The sequence below is a fragment of the Micrococcus sp. EYE_212 genome, from assembly GCF_023147585.1.
In the GTDB taxonomy this organism is placed as follows: Bacteria; Actinomycetota; Actinomycetes; order Actinomycetales; family Micrococcaceae; genus Micrococcus.
This window is the reverse complement of sequence record NZ_JAHXOZ010000002.1, coordinates 135,652-151,886: the sequence shown is the minus strand read 5'-3', so window position 1 is coordinate 151,886 and position 16,235 is coordinate 135,652. Positions and strand designations below refer to the sequence as shown.

The window sequence follows — 16,235 nt, the reverse complement described above, 5'->3', positions numbered from 1 at the left end:
GGCCGGGTGCCCACAGAATCGTCGGCGGCTCCGTCACCGGTCAGCTCCCCCGGGGGCGGCCAGACGGTGTCAGGGGTGCACCGGATTCTCGGGCCCCTCGTCGCGGACGAGGCGCAGGCCCGGGCGCGCGGCGGGCGCGGGCGGAGCGGCGCAGGCGGACGGCGCGGGCGGCGCCTCGGCCGGGGGCACGGCGCCGGCGGCGCCCTGCGGCGGGACCGGCTCGTAGCGCTCGGGCAGCGCGAGGCGCAGCACCTCCCACCCGCGGGGGGCGGTGGTGCGGCGGGCGTGCTCGCCGCAGAGGTCGTAGGTGTGGGGCTCGGCGCGGCGCGAGAGCGGGCCGATCACCACCGTGGAGTCCGCGTAGTTGTACGTCAGCGTGGCCAGGGCGTCCCCCTGGCATCCGGTCTTGCTGCAGCGTCGCATGGCTCCCACGGCGACCCAGCCTACTCGGCCCCGGGCGCCGGGCCCGCCCCGGGCCTCGTGTCCTACAGTGTCCGCATGACCGCGCCGGACCCTCTCGACCCCCTCGCGCCCGTGCCGGGCGGCGGAACGGGTGACGCGCCGCGCGACGGGACGGGCGCGGGCAGCGGAGCGGACGACGGCTCCCCGGGGGCCGGCAGGCGACGACGGCGCCGTCGCTCCGGCCTGCGCGACCGCCACGCCCGCGGGCTCCGACACCCGCGCCCCTTCGGGGCCCGCTCGGAGCGCGGCCGCAGCGAGGCGCTGCTGACGGCCGTCGAGAAGGCGGTGGAGCGCCTGGGCGACCTCGAGGCGCCGGGCCTGGCCCGCGTGATCGTGCGCGTCGAGCGCATCCCGGACCGCCTGGAGGAACGGCTGCGGCTGCTCCACGCGGGCGCGGAGCAGGACGAGGAGTCGCTGTTCGCGCGGGCGGAGCGCGAGGGCCCGGACGGCGTGCTGCTCACCCTGTTCGAACGTCCCCTCGTGGAGTCGGCGGACCCGGGGGACCTGGACGGCGCGGTCTACGGCGTGGCGCTGAGCCGGTGTGCGCAGGCCCTCGGCGTGGACCCTCAGGTGCTGGACCCGAGCTGGGGCCGGGCCTAGCCCGAAGTGCGGGCCGGACGGCCCTGGGACTCAGCCGCGCTCACGGCGCAGGCGGCGGCGCTCCCGCTCGGAGAGCCCACCCCAGATCCCGAAGCGCTCGTCGTTCGCCATGGCGTAGTCCAGGCACTGGCGGCGCACGTCGCACGCGGCGCACACCTTCTTGGCCTCGCGCGTGGAGCCGCCCTTCTCCGGGAAGAACGCCTCGGGGTCCGTCTGCGCGCACAGCGCGTCCACCTGCCACGCGAGGTCGCCCTCCACGGGCTCCGTCACGACGCCGGGCAGCGCCTCCCACGGGGATCCGACGGCCGGGGCCACAGCGGGCGCGGGCCGCTGCGGCACCTGCTGCGGGAAGAGGGCGGTGACGGTGGCACGCGGGGCGTCGTCGACGTCGTGGGCGGCGAGGAAGGCCGAGGCCTGCGCCTCCAGGCCCTCCTCCTGCGCCCAGCCGGCGGCCGGATCCGCGGGGTCCAGGAACCAGTCGCTCGGCACGGCGCGGGCGCGAGCGGCGGCCTGACGCGACTCCCCCGCGAATGCGTCCTCGGCGCGCTGCATGCTCTCCATGATGACGGCCTCCCGGGGCGTTGCGTGCATGGTTCAGAGCACACCCTACACGGGGAGTTACACGGGTGTGATTCGCAGCCGCCGAGGCCGATCCGCCCCGCGGGAAGGGTGCCACACTGGCCCCATGGTCTCCCTCTCCACGCCCCGTTCCGGCGGCCCGCTCGTGGCCCGCCTCGCCTCCTCCCCGCGCCCCGCGATCGTGCAGGAGCCCTCCCCGGCCGGCGCCCCCGCGGCGGACGAGCACGGCGCCGTGGACCAGCGCATCGAGCTCTCCGGCGCGGTCACCGTGAACTGGGCGGCGAAGGCGGCCGGCCTGCTGGCGGACGAGGGCATCGCCCCCGGTGACGCCGTGCACGTGGACCTGCCCGAGCACTGGCTCTCCCACGCCCTCGCGCTCGGCGCGCTGTGTGCGGGCGCCGAGCTCTCGGCGGGGGCTCCCGACGACGGCGGCGCCGGCCCGGGTCCCTCCCCCGCGCCCGCCGCGGTGCTCACCGACCGGCCGCAGGACTGGACGGACCCGGCGACGGCGGTGCTCGCCGTCGCGCTGCCGCGCGGGCTCGAGCCCGAGTTCGGCGGGGACGCGGACCTGGAGCCCGGCGTCGTGGACGTGGCGGCGGAGATCCGCGCGCAGCCGGACGCGCTCCCCGGCCCCGTGGACCACGTGACGCCGGGGATGCTGCCGGCGGGGGCCGACGGCGTCGGGGAGAAGGTCGGGGAGAAGGAGGATGCCACGACGGGGTCGGGGCGGGCGCGCCTCAGCCTCGCCTCCGTGCGTCACGCCCTGGAGGCGTGGGACGCGGGTCGGGCGGTCAGCGTTCGGGGGTGACGGCGCCGTCCTGGGGCATGGGCTCGCCCGGGTGCCGGTCGTGGTGGTGGAGCACCGGCAGCTGGCCCGTGAGGAGGGCGATGTCCCCCTCGTAGCCCGGCTCGGCGTCCAGCTCGTCCTTGAACACCCAGAAGCGGTAGGCGAAGTACCGGAACGTCGTGCCGAAGAAGAGGCCGATCACGTTGCCGGCGATGAACAGGCCCGTGGGGTCGGTGACGCCCATGAGGTACTGCGCGATGAACACGCAGCCGGCCTGGATGCCCAGGCCGATCGCGTTCATCACGAGGAACATGACGAGCTCGCGGACCACGTTGGCCTGGCGCTTGTGGCGGAAGGTCCAGTAGCGGTTGGCCACCCAGCTGAAGAGGGTGGCCACCACGCCGGCCCAGATCTTCGCCTTGACGTTGGAGCCCTCCATGGGGCCGGTCATGAGCCACCAGAACACGGCGGAGTCGATCACGAAGGCCAGCGCGCCCACGGTGCCGAACTTGGCGACTTCGCGCCAGAGCATCGAGACGAGCCCCGTGAAGCGCTGCCAGAGATCGTTCATGGGCGGGGGCACCTCGTTCGGATGGGAGAAGGGAAGAGGGGGGAGCGCAGAGCGGACCCCCCGGACGGCTGGGAACACTGTAGCCCCGGGTGTGGGCGACGACGCGCCGCGGGCGGGGCGCGTGGGCGGGTTCACAGAGATCCGTGACGGACTTCCCAGACCGCCGGACTACCCTGGCGAGGTGACTTTCCCTCGACTCGGAGTGATCGGCGGCGGCCAGTTGGCGCGCATGATGGCGGCCCCGGCCGCGGAGCTGGGCGTGCCCTTCCGCGTCCTCGCGGAGGCGGAGGACTCCTCCGCAGCCCAGGTGGCCCCGCATGAGGTGGGCGACCACACGGACCTGGCCACGCTGCGCGCGTTCGCCTCCACCGTGGACGTCCTCACCTTCGACCACGAGCACGTGCCCACCGAGCACCTGCGCGCGCTGGAGTCCCTCGACGTCGCCGTGCACCCCGGCCCGGACGCGCTCCAGTACGCGCAGGACAAGCTGCTGATGCGCGAGGCGGTCGAGCGGCTGGGCCTGCCCAACCCCGCGTGGGCCGCGGTGGACACGCTCGAGGACGTGGTGGCGTTCGGCGACGAGCACGGCTGGCCCATGATCCTGAAGACCCCCCGCGGCGGCTACGACGGCAAGGGCGTCCTCACGCTGGACGACGCCGACGACGCCCGCGCGTCCGCGGCGGACGGCACGCTGGGCACGTGGCTCGCGGCCGACATCACGCCCCTGCTGGCCGAGGCCCTCGTGCCCTTCGCCCGCGAGCTCTCCGTCCAGGCGGCGCGCACGCCCTCCGGCGAGGCCGCCGCCTACCCCGTGGTGGAGTCCGTGCAGACCGCCGGCGTGTGCGACCTGGTGATCGCCCCCGCGCCGGACCTCGACCCCGCCGTGGCCGCGGCCGCGAGCGCCGCCGCCGCGCGGATCGCCGAGGAGCTCGGCGTGACCGGCATGCTGGCCGTCGAGCTGTTCGAGACCCCCGGCGTGGGCCCGGGCTTCCAGGTGAACGAGCTCGCGATGCGCCCCCACAACTCGGGGCACTGGTCCATGGACGGCGCCGTCACCGGGCAGTTCGAGCAGCACGTGCGCGCCGTGCTCGGCCTGCCGCTGGGCGAGACCGCCCCGCGCGGCACCGTGGTGATGAAGAACATCCTGGGCGGCGCGCGCGAGGACCTCTACGCCGGCTTCGCCGAGGCCATGGCGGCCCACCCCGCGGCCAAGGTCCACACCTACGGCAAGGACGTCTCGCCGGGCCGCAAGGTGGGCCACGTGAACGTGGTCGCCGCGCCCGGTGAGGCCCTCGCCGACGTCGTCGCCGAGGCTGAGTCCGCCGCGGCGATCCTGCGCGACGGCGCGGCGGCGGCGCCGTCGTCGTCCACCCGCCCGACCACCCCCGACGCCACCGCGTCCGACACCCCGGAGGCCCGCCCGTGAGCGCACCCGAGACCCAGGCCGACGCGCCCCTGACCCAGCCGCTGCAGGACGAGGCGCCCGTCGTCGCCGTCGTGATGGGCTCGGACTCCGACTGGCCCGTGATGAGCGCGGCCGCCGAGGCCCTGCGCGAGCTGGGCGTGCCCGTCGAGGTGGGCGTGGTCTCCGCGCACCGCATGCCCCACGAGATGGTCGAGTTCGGGGCGCGCGCCCACGAGCGCGGCATCCGCGTGATCGTGGCCGGCGCCGGCGGCGCGGCGCACCTGCCCGGCATGCTGGCCGCCGTCACCCCGCTGCCCGTGATCGGCGTGCCCGTGAAGCTCAAGAGCCTGGACGGGATGGACTCGCTGCTCTCGATCGTGCAGATGCCCTCCGGCGTGCCCGTGGCCACCGTCTCCGTGGACGGCGCCGCGAACGCCGGCCTGCTGGCCGCCCGCATCCTCGCCGCGGGCGAGGGCGCGGAGGCCGCCCGCCTGCGGGACGCCCTGGTGGCGCACGCCGCCGGCCTCAACGCCCAGGCCCAGGCCAAGGGCTCCCGCCTGCGAGACCGGATGGCCGCCGAGCGCTGATGGGCAGCATCGCCGCCGCCGACCGCCTGGATCCCGTGCGGGACCCCGTCCGCGACCCCCGCGCCGCCACGCCCACCGAGCGCACCCGCCGCGGGGCCATCCTGCTGGCGCTCACCGCCCTCGTGCCCGGCGGCGCGCAGGTGGTGGCGGGCAGCCGCCGGCTCGGCCGCCTCGCGCTGCGCGTGACCATGGCCGTGTGGGCGGTGCTGATCGTGGGGCTCGTGCTGTGGCTGACGGCCCGCGGCGTCCTGCTGAACCTCCTGGCCCAGGACAGCGTGCTGCTGGCGCTCTCCGCACTGCTGGCCGCGCTGGCCGTGGGCTGGGGCGTGCTGTGGGTGGACACCTTCCGCCTGATCCGCGTGAACCTCCTCGCCCCCGGGGCGCGCAACCTCACCGCCGCGTCCACGATCCTCGCCCTGCTCCTCACCACCGGCGGGCTGCTCTACGGCGGCTGGGCCATGAACGCGGGCCGGAGCACGCTCGGCCAGGTGTTCGGGGACGGGCCGGCGGTGGCCCAGGCCGACGGCCGCTACAACATCCTCGTGATGGGCGGCGACGCCGGCGAGGGACGCACCGGGCTGCGGCCCGACTCCATGCACGTGGCCTCCGTGGACGCGCGCACCGGCCGGATGGTGATGCTCTCCCTGCCCCGGAACCTGCAGAACGCGCCCTTCACGCAGGACTCGCCGCTGTGGCAGGCGTACCCGGACGGCTTCTCCTGCGGCGACGACTGCATCCTCAACGCCCTCTACATGGACGTCACCAAGAAGCACGCCGACCTCTACCCGGGGGCCGCCGACCCCGGAGCGGAGGCCATGATGGACGCCGCCGGCGGCATCCTCGGGCTGGAGATCACCGGGTACGCGCTCATGGACATGGGCGGCTTCGCCCAGCTGATCGACGCCATGGGCGGCGTGGACGTGGTCTCCGGCGGGTACGTCACCCACCGCGGACAGCGCCCGGACGGCGAGTGGGGCAACGTGTGGTGGGCCCCGGGCGAGCACCACTTCAACGGCGAGGACGCCCTCGCCTTCGCGCGCTCGCGGCACTGGTCCTCGGACTACGCCCGCATCCGCCGCCAGCAGTGCATGCAGGCCGCCATGCTGCAGCAGTTCACCCCGGCCACCGTGCTCACCCGCTTCGAGGAGATCCTGAAGGCGGGCCAGCAGGTGGTCACCACCAACCTGCCGCAGAGCCAGCTCGGCACGTTCGTGGACCTGGCCGAGCGCTCCCGCGGCCAGGAGATGGAGCGCCTGACCATCGGCCCCCCGGACTTCGGCACCGCCGAGGACCACTTCACCACCTACCCCGACTACGACGAGGTCCACCGCCGCGTGGACGAGGCGCTCGCCGGGACGGGCTCCTCCTCGGACGCGTCGTCGGAGAACGCGTCGTCGTCGGGCAGGACGGGCGAGGCGGGCAGGACGGGCGAGGCGGGCGTGAGCCCGCTGCCGCTGCTCGCCGTGCTGTCCCAGGCCGCCGCGGAGGAGGACGGCGTGGACAAGGACGACCCGAGGACCTGGCCCGCGGCCCCCACCCGGCCCGACGGGCAGCCCTACACCGCCGAGGACCTCATGCGGGCCGAGGACGCCGGGCAGGAGGACGTGCTGAACCTGGTGTCCTCGACCAACGGACAGTGCGCACCGGCCTGAGCCGCCTGCCCCGAGGCCCCTCGCCTAAGCTGGAGGGCATGCATGTCCTCGAGCCGATCATCCGTGACTACGCGTGGGGCTCCACCACCCTGCTGGCCGGTCTGCAGGGCCGCGAGCCCACCGGTGAGCCGGAGGCGGAGCTGTGGCTCGGCGCCCACCCCGGCGCCCCGTGCGGCGTTCCGATGGGAGACGGGCGGCGCGTGGGCCTCGACGAGCTCGTGGCCGCGGACCCCGAGGCCATGCTGGGAGCCGCGGCCCCCGGCGGGCGGCTGCCGTACCTCGTGAAGCTGCTCGCGGCGGGGCAGCCGCTCTCCATCCAGGCCCACCCCACGCTCGAGCAGGCCCGCGCCGGGTTCGCCGCCGAGGAGGCCGCGGACGTGCCGCGCGACGCGCCGCACCGCAACTACAAGGACGACAACCACAAGCCCGAGATGCTCGTGGCCCTCACGGAGTTCTCCGCCCTGTGCGGCTTCCGCCCCACCGAGGAGTCCTCCCTGAGCTTCGAGCGGCTCGCCCAGACCCTCACCGAGTACGCGGACGGGCAGACGTCCGTGGCCGCCGTCGCCGCCGCCCGCATGAGCCAGGCGCTCGCCACGGGCGATCTGGAGGGGACGTTCTGCGCGCTGCTCGACGGCGAGTCCGCGTGGTCCGCCCCCGGTGCCGTGGCCCAGGCCGTGGAGGCGCTGCAGGGCGCGGAGCAGCTGATCCTGCAGGATCCTGCGCTGGCCACGGCCGTCGAGCTGGCCCGGCACCACCCCGACGACCCGGGCGTGCTCGTGGCCGTCCTGCTCAACCGCGTGGACCTGGCCCCCGGCCAGGCGGTGCACCTGCCGGCCGGCAACGTGCACGCCTACCTGCACGGGCTGGGCGTGGAGGTCATGGCGGCGTCGGACAACGTGCTGCGCGGGGGGCTGACCGTCAAGCACGTGGACATCCCGGAGCTGCGGCGCGTGGTGGCGTTCGAGGCGCTGCCCGTGCCCTACACCGAGCCCGAGCGCGTGGCGGACTCCGTGGTGGCGTACCGGCCGCCGTTCGAGGAGTTCGAGCTGCTGCAGGCCACCCTCGACGACGACGGCGACCGCGCGCTGACGCTCTCCGGCCCGGGCCTCGCGGTGGTCACCCGGGGGCGGGCCCGGCTCGCCCTCGCCGGGCAGGAGGTCGTGCTCGGTCCGGGCGAGGCCGTGTTCCTGCCGGCCGCGGAGACGGCGGGCGGCCCGCTCGTCGTCGCGAGCGCGGACGGCGCCCCGGCGACCGTCCACGCGGCGGGCCTGCCCCGCCACTGAGCACTTTCGCTAGGGAAATCGTCGCCTCCATCCCAGAACGTTGGGATGGAGGCGACGATTTCCCTAGCGAAAAGGCAGGGGGTGGGGGTCAGCGGCTCAGCGCTCCTCGAGCCACTTGGCCCACTTCTTGACGTCGTGCTCGGCGTCCACGGTGCGGACGGTGCCGGACTTCGAGCGCATCACGATCGACTGGGTCTGCACGCGGCCGTTCACGAAGCGCACGCCGCGCAGCAGGTCGCCGTCGGTGATGCCGGTGGCGGCGAAGTAGCAGTGGTCCGAGGTGACGAGCTCGTCCGTGGTGAGCACGGCGTCCAGGTCCAGGCCGGCGTCGAGGGCCTTCTGGCGCTCGGCCTCGTCCACGGGGGCCAGGCGGCCCTGGATCACGCCGCCGGTGGCCTTGATGGCGCACGCGGTGACGATGCCCTCCGGGGTGCCGCCGATGCCCATCATCATGTCCACGCCGGTGTCCGGGCGGGCCGCGGCGATCGCGCCGGCCACGTCGCCGTCGAGGATGAACTTCACGCGGGCGCCGGCCGCGCGGATCTCCTTCACGAGGCCCTCGTGGCGCGGGCGGTCCAGCACGCACACGGTCACCTGGGAGACGGGCTTGCCGAGGGCCTTGGCCACGAGGTTCACGTTCTGCTTCACGGGCAGGCGCATGTCCACGAAGTCGGCGGCCTCGGGACCCACCACGAGCTTGTCCATGTAGAACACGGCGGAGGGGTCGAACATGGTGCCGCGCTCGGCCACGGCGAACACGGAGAGGGCGTTGTTGTAGCCCATCGCGGTGAGGCGGGTGCCGTCGATCGGGTCCACGGCCACGTCCACGGGGGCGCCGGCGCCGTCGCCGACCCTCTCCCCGTTGAACAGCATCGGGGCCTCGTCCTTCTCGCCCTCGCCGATCACCACGGTGCCGTCCATCGCCACGGTGTCCATGAAGGAGCGCATGGCGTCGACGGCGGCACCGTCGGCCTTGTTCTTGTCGCCGTAGCCCACCCACGGGCTCGCGGCGATGGCGGCCGCCTCCGTCACTCGCACCAGCTCCATCGCCAGGTTGCGGTCCGGGACATGGTTCTCGTAGCCGGTCTTCTCCGAGGACGCGTTCGTCATCGTGTCTCCGATCCTTCTCGCGGTGCGCCGTCGCTGCGGACTGGCGTGTGGGCAGCTCTGCCCTCCCCGTCATCCTACGGCGGGAGTGGCAGAATGCCTCGGGTGAGCTCCCCCGCACCCGAGACCGCACCGGCCGCGCCGGCGCCCCGCCCCGTCCTGACCGCCAAGCAGGCGCAGCGGGCCAACCAGCCGTGGATCGGCATGCTGCTCTCGGTGCTCGCCACCCTCGCCCTCGTGCTCGTGGTGGTCGCGCTCAACCCGAACCCCGCGCCGCGCGCTCCCGGGGACCGGGTGGACGTGGCGGAGGCCGCCGCCACGGTCCCTCACGACGACGGCGCCCTCCCGGCCCTGGCCCCCGAGGTCCCGGAGCCCTGGTACGCCAACTACGCCCGACTGCAGCCGATGGACGGGCTGCAGACGTGGGACGTCGGCTGGGTGGTGACGGACACCGTGTTCGCCGGGCTGCGGCAGACCGCGGACGCCGACCCCACCTGGCTCGCGCTCCGCGTGGGCACCGCCCCGGCCGAGGAGTCCGTGGACGTGGACGGGATCACGTGGCAGCACATGGAGCCCAAGGAGTCCGCCGAGCAGCACTTCGTGGCCGAGGTGGACGGCAGCATCGTGGTGCTGACCACCACCGGCGGACGCGAGGTCCTGGAAGACCTGGCCCGCGCCGTCGCAAAGGAGATCCGATGACCACCCCCCAGAAGCCCGCCGCCGCCGCGGCCCCGATGGCCCGGCGCCCGCACACCCCGGCCGAGGCCTGGCGCCTCCTGCAGGAGGGCAACCGCCGGTTCGTGGAGGGCGACCCCGGCCATCCCAACCAGGACGCCGAGCGCCGCTCCCACCTGACCGCCGGGCAGGAGCCCATCGCGGCGATCTTCGGCTGCTCCGACTCCCGCCTCGCCGCGGAGATCATCTTCGACGTGGGCCTCGGCGACGTGTTCGTCATCCGCACGGCGGGCCAGGTCATCGACGACGCCGTGCTCGGCACGCTCGAGTACGCCGTGGACGTCCTGGACATCCCGCTCGTGGTGGTGCTCGGCCACGACTCGTGCGGCGCGGTGACCGCCGCCGTCGAGGCCTACGAGACCGGGACGATGCCGGCCGGCTTCATCCGCTCGCTCGTGGAGCGCATCACCCCGTCCGTGTTCGCCGCGCAGCGCGCCGGCGTGACGGACGTGGACGGCACGGTCGCGGAGCACGTGGACCAGACCTGCGACCGCCTCGTGGAGAGCTCGCGCTCCCTGTACCGCGCCGTCCGGGACGGGCGCGCCGCCGTCGTCGGCCTGACCTACTCGCTGGCCGAGGGCACCGCGCAGCCCGGCCGCGTGCTCGGCGACCTCGAGGTCTGAGCCCCGGCACTTCCGTTCGGGAGATCGTCGTCTCCCCGTCGCCGTCGTGACGGCGAGACGACGGTTTCCCGAGCGAAAGCGAAAGACGGTGCGCGGTAGGGCCCGAGAACTAGGATGGCGGCATGACCGCACAGAACAGTGAGCCGCAGTTCCGCATCGAGCACGACACCATGGGCGAGGTGAAGGTCCCGGTCGACGCGCTCTACAGCGCCCAGACGCAGCGCGCCGTGGAGAACTTCCCGATCTCCGGCAAGACCCTCGAGCCCGCCCACATCCACGCGCTGGCCCAGATCAAGAAGGCCGCCGCGAAGGCGAACGCCGAGCTCGGGATCATCTCCCAGGAGCGCGCGGACGCGATCGTGGCCGCCGCGGACGAGGTGATCGCCGGCGAGCACGACGACCAGTACCCGATCGACGTGTTCCAGACCGGCTCCGGCACCTCCTCGAACATGAACACCAACGAGGTGCTCGCGAACCTCGCCACGCAGTCGCTCCAGGCGGCCGGCTCCGAGGAGACCGTCCACCCGAACGACCACGTGAACGCCTCGCAGTCCTCCAACGACGTGTTCCCCACCTCCGTGCACGTGGCCGTGACCGGCGCGCTGATCAACGACCTGAAGCCGGCCCTGGACCACCTGGCCGCCTCGCTGGAGAAGAAGGCCGAGGCGTTCTCCGGCATCGTGAAGTCCGGCCGCACCCACCTCATGGACGCGACCCCGGTGACCCTGGGCCAGGAGTTCGGCGGCTACGCCGCCCAGGTGCGCTACGGCATCGAGCGCATCGACGCCTCCCTGCCCCGCGTGGCCGAGGTGCCCCTCGGCGGCACCGCCGTCGGCACCGGCATCAACACCCCGAAGGGCTTCTCCGCCCGCGTGATCGAGCTGCTCGCCGAGGAGACCGGCCTGCCGATCACCGAGGCCCGCGACCACTTCGAGGCGCAGGCCAACCGCGACGGCCTGATCGAGGCCTCCGGCCAGCTGCGCAACATCGCCTACTCGATCATGAAGATCAACAACGACCTGCGCTGGATGGGCTCCGGCCCCAACACCGGCCTCGGCGAGATCGCGATCCCGGACCTGCAGCCGGGCTCCTCGATCATGCCGGGCAAGGTCAACCCCGTGATCTGCGAGGCCGCCATCATGGTGTGCGCCCAGGTGATCGGCAACGACACCACGATCGCCCTCTCCTCCACCAACGGCGCGTTCGAGCTGAACGTGGGCATCCCCGTGATGGCCGCCAACCTGCTCGAGTCCATCCGCCTGCTGGCCAACACCGCCCGCGTGATGGCGGACAAGATGATCGACGGCCTCGAGGCCAACGAGGAGCGCTGCACCTTCCTGGCCGGCGCCTCCCCGTCCATCGTCACCCCGCTGAACAAGGTGATCGGCTACGAGGCCGCCGCCGCGATCGCCAAGCACTCGGTGAAGAACAAGATGACCGTGCGCGAGGCCGTGGTGGACCTCGGCTACGTGGAGCGCGGCGAGGTCACCGAGGAGCAGCTCGACAAGGCCCTGGACACCATGTCCATGACGCACCCGGAGTGATCCTCCCGGGCGGCTGAGCGCCGCTGCCCTGACCCACGACGACGAAGGCCACCTCCCGGCGGGGGGTGGCCTTCGCTGTGCGTCGGGGTGTCGGCGACTCTGGCATCTGTGGTGGCCGCGCCGAAGAGTCTCTCAAGGACCCACCGTGACCGACCACGACGTCCGGGCGCCAGTCTGAGCCGCGCCCCCTGGACGTCGTCAGGACTCTCAGCGGACCATCACCAGCACCCCGACGGCCGCCGCCACCATCGCCGGCCCGAACGGCAGCGCAGTGGACCGGCTCGCCCGCCGCAGCGCCACCAGCACGAGCGCTGTGAGCCCGCCCAGCAGGATCGCCCCGACGCCGGCCGCCACCACGGCGGCCGGCCCGCCGGCCACGCCCGTGTAGAGGCCCAGGCCCGCGGCGAGCTTCACGTCGCCCATGCCGAGGCCGCCTCCGCTGAGCAGATGCAGCACGAACATCGCCACGGCGTAGCCGAGCCCGCCGAGCATGCCGCCCGCCACGAGGTCCCACCGTCCCGCGAGCGCCGCTCCCCCGGCCATCCCCACGAGCCCGCCCAGCGCGAGCCGCAGGGTCCAGCGATTCGGCAGCCGGTGCTCCCGCAGGTCCGTCCGCACGAGCACCGCGCAGCACAGCGCGAACCACGCGACGGCCAGCACCCACACCGCCGCCGTCGTGATGTGCCCGGCAGCCACCGCCCACGCCCACCAGCCCATGCGGACCACCCCCCTCCCCGGCCCAGCGTAGGGCCGTCTCCCTGGCGCGCACCCGCTCATCCACAGGCCGCGGATCCCGATGCGCCGCACTTCTCCCGGCCCGCCGTCAGCTCTCTCACATACGGAACACAACGTTGCGTCCCCCGCAAGAGTGGGGCTACAGTTCAGTGATGGTCAGGCCCCAGGGTCGGATCATTCCTGAGACTCCATGGCCCCGATCCCGTTTTTGAGGGGCCATGGTGGCGGGCTTCCTCGGTCCCCAATCCCCCCTCCGCGGGGCCGAGCACCCCCGCCGTTGGGGCCGCTGCCTTGTGCAGCGGCCCCTCTGTCATCTCCGGCGCGGCCTCCCGCTCAGCGCTCCTCCTCGAGCAGCTCGGTCACCAGCGCCGCGATCGGCGAGCGCTCGGATCGGGTGAGGGTGACGTGCCCGAACAGCGGGTGCCCCTTCAGGGTCTCCACCACGGCCGCGATCCCATCGTGCCGGCCCACGCGCAGGTTGTCCCGCTGGCCGACGTCGTGGGTGAGCACCACCTTGGAGTTCCTGCCCATGCGGCTCAGCACGGTCAGCAGCACGTTGCGCTCCAATGACTGCGCCTCGTCCACGATCACCCACGCGTCGTGCAGGGAACGGCCGCGGATGTGGGTGAGCGGCAGGATCTCGAGCATCCCGCGGTCCGTCACCTCATCGATCACGGACGGGGAGACGAGCGCGGAGAGGGTGTCGAACACCGCCTGCGCCCACGGGCCCATCTTCTCGCCCTCTCCGCCGGGCAGGTAGCCGAGCTCCTGGCCGCCCACGGCGTACAGCGGCCGGAACACCACGACCTTGCGGTGCTCCCGGCGCTCCATGACGGCCTCCAGGCCTGCGCACAGCGCGAGGGCCGACTTGCCCGTGCCCGCGCGGCCACCCAGCGAGACGATCCCGACGCTGGAGTCCATCAGCAGGTCGATGGCCAGGCGCTGCTCCGCCGAGCGGCCGTGCAGTCCGAACACGTCCTTGTCCCCGCGCACCAGACGCGCCCGACCGCCGTCGACCACGCGGGCGAGTGCGGAGCCGCGCGTCGAGGAGAGCACCAGCCCCGTGTTCACCGGGAGGCTCTCGGCGCCCGGCTGCTCCTGCCCCGGGCGCTCCTCCACACCCGTGCCGCGCAGGTCCGGGAGCGGCACGCCCTCGAGGGAGACCACGCCCTCCTCGTACAGCGTGTCGAGCCGCTCCTCGTCCAGCGGCAGGGCCACGGTGCCGCGCCAGCCCGAGTCCCGCACGAGCTCGTGGCGGTACTCGTCCGCGGACAGGCCCATGGCCGCGGCCTTCACGCGCATCGGCAGGTCCTTGGACACCACGGTCACCTCCCGCCCCTCGTCCGCGAAGGCCTTCGCGACGGCGAGGATGCGCGAGTCGTTGTCCGTCCCGCGGATGCCGAACGGCAGGACGTCCGTGGAGACGTGGTTCAGCTCAACCCGCAGGGTCCCGCCCTCGGGCGTGAGCGGGACGTCGCGGTCCAGGGCGCCGTGGCGCGTGCGCAGGTCGTCGAGGATGCGCAGCGCAGTGCGCGCGAAGTAGCCCAGGTCCGGATCGGCACGCTTGGCCTCGAGCTCGGAGATCACCACGAGCGGCAGGATCACCTCATGCTCGGCGAAGCGCAGCAGCGCCCGCGGATCCGAGAGGAGCACCGAGGTGTCCACCACATAGGAGCGCTCCCCCACGCTCGCCCTGTCCCCCCGCGGGCTCCGGGTGCCCGTCTCCGCGGTCTGCGCCTGCTGCTCCATGCTGCGTGCCTCCTGTGCCGGGGTGAAGGGCGGGCGGCGCCCGCCTGCGGCTCACGCTAGGTCCGCGCGGGGAACGCGGGCGACGCCGAGGGTGAACCCTGGATGAAGAATCCGGGCACCGGCCGGGTCGGCTTCCTAGACTGGGGCCCAGCCCACCCCGTCCTCCGTCAGGAGCCCCCATGCGCAGCACCCCCGGCCCCCTCGCGTCCCCCGAGTCCTCCCGCGGCGCCGGCCTCGCCTCCCGCGCCGACCGCGCCAGTGCCGGCCTGCTGCGCGCCGCCGCCCCCACCGCCGTGCTGATCGTCCTCATGTGGATCGCCCAGCTCGTGCTGATCGTGGGCGGCCGCCTGATCATCCCCGGCGCCGGGCTGATCCCGCGCCACCTGGCGGGCCTGGACGGCGTGCTCTTCTCCCCGATCCTCCATGCCGGCTGGGGCCACCTGATCGGCAACACCACGGCGCTGATCGTCCTCGGCCCGGTGGCCGCGCTCGTCTCCCGCCGCCCGGTCGCGCTCCTGGCCGCCTCGTGGCTCGGCTCGGGCCTGCTCACCTGGCTCATCGGCACGCCGGGGGTGCACATCGGCGCCTCGGGCATCGTCTACGCGCTCATCGCGTTCCTGCTCGTCTACGGCATCGTGGCCCGGCGCGCCCTGGCCGTCGTGGTCTCCGTGGTCGTGGCGGTCACCCACCTGGGCTCCTCGCTCCTCGGCCTGCTGCCCCAGCCGGGCCTGTCCTGGACGGGGCACCTGGCCGGCGCCGTCGTCGGGGTGCTGCTGGCGCTGTGGTGGGGCCGCCGGGACCGCGCCGCCCGCGCCCTGGAGCGGCGTGCCTCCCGCGACGACGCCGCCCTCGCCTCCGCCCCGGAGCAGCGCTGGTTCTGAGGCAGCACCCCCGCCCGCTGGGCGCAGTACTGCCAAGTAGGTCGCCGCTTACTTGGCAGTACTGCGCCCAGCACAGCGGTGAGGTGACCGGCAAAGCGGTACTGTGCCCGGCACAGCGGTCCGGTGCCCAGCACCGTGGCCGATGCGCCGCGCCTCAGGCGCCGAAGCGACGCTGCCGCGAGCCGTAGTCGCGCAGGGCACGCAGGAAGTCCACGCGGCGGAACGCGGGCCACATGGCCTCGCAGAAGTAGAACTCCGAGTACGCGGACTGCCACGTGAGGAAGCCGGAGAGCCGCTGCTCACCCGAGGTGCGGATCACCAGGTCCGGGTCCGGCTGGCCGCGGGTGTAGAGGCGCGAGGAGATCTTGTCCACCGTCAGCTCGGCGGCCACGTCCGCGGCAGAGCGGCCCTCGGCGTCGGCCTCGCGCAGCAGCTCGCGCACCGCGTCCACGATCTCGAGCCGGCCCCCGTAGCCCACCGCCACGTTCACGTGCACCCCGTCGTGCCCCTGCGTGCGCTCCGCGAGGGCGCGCAGCCGCCGGGCCATGCCGGGCGGGAGCAGGTCCACGGCGCCCACCGGCTGCACGCGCACGGGCCGCCGGCCCTCGGTCGGCTCGGCGAGGCGCTCGGCGGTGGACATGATGATCTCCAGCAGGGGCGCGAGCTCCTCCTCGGGGCGGCTGAGGTTCTCGGTGGAGAGCATGTACAGGGTCACCACGGGCACCCCGACGTCGTCGCACCACCCGATGAAGTCCAGGATCCGCTCCGCACCGGCCTGGTGCCCCTCCTGCGTGCTGGCGCCGAACGCGCGGGCCCAGCGGCGGTTGCCGTCCACGAGCACGCCCACGTGGTGCGGGAGGCGCTCCGCGTCCAGGCCGCGGGCCAGTCGCCGCTCGTACAGGCGGTAGAAGACGTCGGGCTGGCGCACGGCGCAC

The 16,235-nt window shown here is 74.0% G+C and carries 17 protein-coding genes; 10 read left to right on the top strand and 7 right to left on the bottom strand.

What is annotated here, in order from left to right; genetic code table 11:
* Positions 1-69: 69 nt before the first annotated feature.
* On the bottom strand, positions 70-423 hold the full coding sequence (locus tag KZX60_RS02495; protein WP_248115511.1) for a DUF3499 family protein: 354 nt from the start codon (positions 421-423) through the stop codon (positions 70-72).
* 75 nt (positions 424-498) lie between these two features.
* Here KZX60_RS02495 and KZX60_RS02490 point away from each other — a divergent pair, with 75 nt between their 5' ends.
* Positions 499-1,062, top strand: a complete 564-nt coding sequence (locus tag KZX60_RS02490) for a hypothetical protein (protein ID WP_248115443.1) — start codon at positions 499-501, stop codon at positions 1,060-1,062.
* Between the two features lie 30 nt (positions 1,063-1,092).
* Here the strand turns inward: KZX60_RS02490 and KZX60_RS02485 are convergent, their stop codons facing one another.
* Entirely contained in the window at positions 1,093-1,623 is a 531-nt protein-coding gene (locus tag KZX60_RS02485) for a WhiB family transcriptional regulator (RefSeq protein WP_248115510.1), read from the bottom strand.
* A gap of 124 nt (positions 1,624-1,747) precedes the next feature.
* Here KZX60_RS02485 and KZX60_RS02480 point away from each other — a divergent pair, with 124 nt between their 5' ends.
* Entirely contained in the window at positions 1,748-2,449 is a 702-nt protein-coding gene (locus KZX60_RS02480) for a TIGR03089 family protein (RefSeq protein ID WP_248115442.1), read from the top strand.
* On the opposite strand, the gene KZX60_RS02475 is transcribed toward KZX60_RS02480, so the two are convergent.
* On the bottom strand, positions 2,433-2,999 hold the full coding sequence (locus KZX60_RS02475; RefSeq protein WP_248115441.1) for a GtrA family protein: 567 nt from the start codon (positions 2,997-2,999) through the stop codon (positions 2,433-2,435). The genes KZX60_RS02480 and KZX60_RS02475 overlap by 17 nt on opposite strands.
* Positions 3,000-3,180: 181 nt before the next feature.
* On the opposite strand from KZX60_RS02475, the gene KZX60_RS02470 reads away from it, so the two are divergent.
* The 4 genes from KZX60_RS02470 to manA all read left to right on the top strand — a co-directional run bounded on the left by KZX60_RS02470 (position 3,181) and on the right by manA (position 7,926).
* Positions 3,181-4,425, top strand: coding sequence for a 5-(carboxyamino)imidazole ribonucleotide synthase (locus tag KZX60_RS02470; RefSeq protein ID WP_248115440.1), 1,245 nt, complete (start codon positions 3,181-3,183; stop codon positions 4,423-4,425).
* Positions 4,426-4,499: 74 nt separating this feature from the next.
* Positions 4,500-4,991, top strand: a complete 492-nt coding sequence (gene purE / locus KZX60_RS02465; protein WP_248115509.1) for a 5-(carboxyamino)imidazole ribonucleotide mutase — start codon at positions 4,500-4,502, stop codon at positions 4,989-4,991.
* Positions 4,991-6,643: an LCP family protein gene (locus KZX60_RS02460; RefSeq protein ID WP_248115439.1), complete on the top strand. Its 1,653-nt coding sequence runs from the start codon at positions 4,991-4,993 to the stop codon at positions 6,641-6,643. Before purE ends, KZX60_RS02460 begins: the two co-directional genes overlap by 1 nt.
* Positions 6,644-6,681: 38 nt before the next feature.
* A complete protein-coding gene (gene manA / locus KZX60_RS02455; RefSeq protein ID WP_248115438.1) occupies positions 6,682-7,926 on the top strand; it encodes a mannose-6-phosphate isomerase, class I in 1,245 nt (414 codons plus the stop codon).
* A gap of 96 nt (positions 7,927-8,022) precedes the next feature.
* Here manA and glpX read toward each other — a convergent pair whose 3' ends face one another.
* Entirely contained in the window at positions 8,023-9,036 is a 1,014-nt protein-coding gene (glpX, locus tag KZX60_RS02450) for a class II fructose-bisphosphatase (protein WP_248115437.1), read from the bottom strand.
* A gap of 93 nt (positions 9,037-9,129) precedes the next feature.
* On the opposite strand from glpX, the gene KZX60_RS02445 reads away from it, so the two are divergent.
* The 3 genes from KZX60_RS02445 to KZX60_RS02435 all read left to right on the top strand — a co-directional run bounded on the left by KZX60_RS02445 (position 9,130) and on the right by KZX60_RS02435 (position 11,935).
* Positions 9,130-9,732, top strand: coding sequence for a DUF4245 domain-containing protein (locus KZX60_RS02445; protein WP_248115436.1), 603 nt, complete (start codon positions 9,130-9,132; stop codon positions 9,730-9,732).
* Positions 9,733-9,767: 35 nt separating this feature from the next.
* Positions 9,768-10,391 carry a carbonic anhydrase gene (locus KZX60_RS02440; RefSeq protein ID WP_248115508.1) on the top strand — a complete coding sequence of 208 codons (624 nt, stop codon included), beginning with the start codon at positions 9,768-9,770 and terminating at the stop codon, positions 10,389-10,391.
* Between the two features lie 122 nt (positions 10,392-10,513).
* Positions 10,514-11,935, top strand: a complete 1,422-nt coding sequence (locus KZX60_RS02435) for a class II fumarate hydratase (protein ID WP_248115435.1) — start codon at positions 10,514-10,516, stop codon at positions 11,933-11,935.
* A gap of 207 nt (positions 11,936-12,142) precedes the next feature.
* On the opposite strand, the gene KZX60_RS02430 is transcribed toward KZX60_RS02435, so the two are convergent.
* Both KZX60_RS02430 and KZX60_RS02425 read right to left on the bottom strand, forming a co-directional pair.
* Positions 12,143-12,652 (bottom strand): prepilin peptidase, encoded by a 510-nt coding sequence (locus KZX60_RS02430; RefSeq protein WP_248115434.1) that lies wholly within the window; start codon positions 12,650-12,652, stop codon positions 12,143-12,145.
* Between the two features lie 351 nt (positions 12,653-13,003).
* The gene (locus tag KZX60_RS02425; protein ID WP_248115433.1) at positions 13,004-14,419 is read right to left on the bottom strand and encodes a PhoH family protein; all 1,416 of its coding nucleotides are present in this window, start codon (positions 14,417-14,419) and stop codon (positions 13,004-13,006) included.
* 179 nt (positions 14,420-14,598) lie between these two features.
* Here KZX60_RS02425 and KZX60_RS02420 point away from each other — a divergent pair, with 179 nt between their 5' ends.
* The gene (locus tag KZX60_RS02420) at positions 14,599-15,300 is read left to right on the top strand and encodes a rhomboid family intramembrane serine protease (RefSeq protein ID WP_248115432.1); all 702 of its coding nucleotides are present in this window, start codon (positions 14,599-14,601) and stop codon (positions 15,298-15,300) included.
* 154 nt (positions 15,301-15,454) lie between these two features.
* Here the strand turns inward: KZX60_RS02420 and KZX60_RS02415 are convergent, their stop codons facing one another.
* Positions 15,455-16,228, bottom strand: coding sequence for an isoprenyl transferase (locus tag KZX60_RS02415; RefSeq protein ID WP_248115431.1), 774 nt, complete (start codon positions 16,226-16,228; stop codon positions 15,455-15,457).
* Between the last annotated feature and the right edge of the window lie 7 nt (positions 16,229-16,235).